Source organism: Thauera sp. 28 (assembly GCF_000310145.2).
GTDB lineage: Bacteria > Pseudomonadota > Gammaproteobacteria > Burkholderiales > Rhodocyclaceae > Thauera > Thauera mechernichensis.
The window spans coordinates 1-2,363 of sequence record NZ_AMXA01000069.1 but is presented as its reverse complement, the minus strand read 5'-3'; the positions used below and the strand labels follow the sequence as shown (position 1 = coordinate 2,363).

1 protein-coding gene is annotated in these 2,363 nt (G+C 72.3%); it reads right to left on the bottom strand.

Going from position 1 to position 2,363, the window contains the following annotated elements:
- Nucleotides 1-1,857, bottom strand: a 1,857-nt coding sequence (locus C662_RS19425) for a UvrD-helicase domain-containing protein (RefSeq protein WP_002934398.1), incomplete at its 3' end; no start/stop codon positions are given.
- Nucleotides 1,858-2,363: the final 506 nt, after the last annotated feature.

Below are 2,363 nucleotides of genomic sequence, written 5' to 3'. Positions count from 1 at the left end.
GCGCACCAGCACGGCGATGTCGGCTGGCGCGAGCGGGCGCTCGCCGATGCGGATGCGCCCGGCCGCGCCAGCTGCGATCAGGCGGGCGATCTCGGCCGCGCTCGCACGTGCAGCACGGCGCAAGGCCTCGGCACGCGCCAGGCGCACGCCGCCGCTCGCATCCAGAGCGCCGTCCCCGCCGGCCTGCCCATCACCGCCGTCGCTCTGTTCGCCCTCTTCACCCCCGGCCGTCGCCAGCGTCTCGTCGCGCGGGATCCGCCACAGCCGCAGCGGTGGTCCGGGGTCGCCCGGTGCTGCGCCGCCCTCCCCGGCCTCGGTATCGTCGACCAGCGGCGTGCGCGGCCGGCTGCCGGCGCCGACCTGCACGTAATCCAGCCCGGTCATCATGAACACTGCCGGGTTGGCGCCGAACAGGTGGTTGCAGGCCTCGATCAGTGCGGGCGCCGAGCGCTGGTTGTGGGCCAGGGTGTAGCGCGCATCGGCACGCTCGCGCGCCATCAGGTAGGTAAACAGGTCGGCGCTGCGGAAGCTGTAGATCGCCTGCTTGGGGTCGCCGACCAGGAACAGCGTGCCGTGACGACCCTCGGCGCGGTAGATGCGGTCGAAGATGCCGAACTGCAGCGGGTCGGTGTCCTGGAATTCGTCGATCAGCGCCACCGGATAACGCGCATGCAGTGCCGCCGCAAGCCAGGGCTGGGCGCCACCGTGCAAGGCCTGGTGGGCATTCCACAGGATGTCGTCGAAGGCAATCTGGCGCTCGTCGCGCTTGCGCCGGCGCAGCGCTTCCGCCCCCGATTCGATGCAGCGCCGCAGCAGGCCCGCGCGCAAGCCGTCGAGCAGGGCTTCGGCCTCTGCACGGGCGGCAAGCAGCTCGGCGGCGGCATCGAAGAAGGGGTGGGCAGGCGGCGCCAGGCCACGCTTGAGGGCGTCCTTCTTGCTGCGTGCGAGCAAGGTGTCGGCGGCAAGCAGGGCGAGCTTGTGGTCCTTTGGCAGCGGCGCGGAGACGTCGTGCGCGCCCAGCCAGTGCGCCCACTCGGCGCCCGCGCGCGCCACCGCATCGGCCTTGTAGCTGGTGGCGTTGAGGTGCTCGAGGCTGGCCAGCACGTGCTCGACCGCGGACTCGCGCTCGCCGGCCAGCGCACGCGCCGCGGCCCAGGCCGCATCCAGGCGCACCTGCGCGGCATCAACGGCAGCGGCACAACGGGCATCCTCAGCCGCGTGCGCCGCCTCGTCCCACAGCACGCGCGCGAGCGGGCGCGCCATGTGGCGACCGAGGACGTCCGCCCACGCCTCGGGGCTGTCCCGGCGTGCCAGCAGGTGGGCGGCGAGCGCCGCGGGCAGCGCACCGCCGGCGAACTCGCGCCGCCAGAAGTCGCGCACCACCTCCAGGCGCAGCGCGTCGTCGTCCTCGACCAGCTCGAGCGCATAGGGCAGGCCGGCAGCGAAGGGCGTATCGGCGAGCGCACGCTGGCAGAAGCCGTGGATAGTGAAGATCGACGCCTCGTCGAAGACCTGCAGCGCATGGCGCAGGCGCAGGCGCATCAGTGCGGTGTCGACGCCGCGCGCCTGCACCGTCTCGATCAGGCGCGGCACGAAGGGGTCGCCGCCTGGGGCGGCGCCGTCGAGCACGCGCAGGGTCTCGGCGAGGCGGTCGCGGATGCGCCCCGACAGCTCGGCAGTGGCGGCCTTGGTGAAGGTGACCACCAGCAGCGACTCCACCCCCAGCCCGCGTTCGAGCAGCAGGCGCAGGTAGAGACCGCAGATGTTCCAGGTCTTGCCTGTACCGGCCGAGGCCTCGACCAGGCGGACGCCGTCGAGCGGGCAATGGAAAACGTCGAGTTCGGGAGCGGCGGACATGGCGGCGATGGTAACGGAGGGCGGCACGGCGGGGTACCGCAGGAGCGACGCAAGTCGCGAGTTTCTCGGGCAGTACCCCATCGCCATCGCCTTCAACCCCTCGCGGCTCGCGCCGCTCCCACGCGGGTGATCAACCACGGCGGCGCACCGTAGGAGCGACACAAGTCGCGAGCCTCTCGGGCAGTACCCCATCGCCATCGCCTTCAACCCCTCGCGGCTCGCGCCGCTCCCACGCAGGTGATCAACCGCGGCGGCGCACTGTAGGAGCGACGCAAGTCGCGAGCTTTTCGGGCAGCACCCCATCGCCGTCGCCTTCAACCCCTCGCGGCTCGCGCCGCTCCCACGCGGGTGATCAACCGCGGCGGCGCACTGTAGGAGCGACGCAAGTCGCGAGCTTTTCGGGCAGCACCCCATCGTCATCGCCTTCAACCCCTCGCGGCTCGCGCCGCTCCCACGCGGGTGATCAACCGCGGCGGCGCACTGTAGGAGCGACGCAAGTCGCGAGC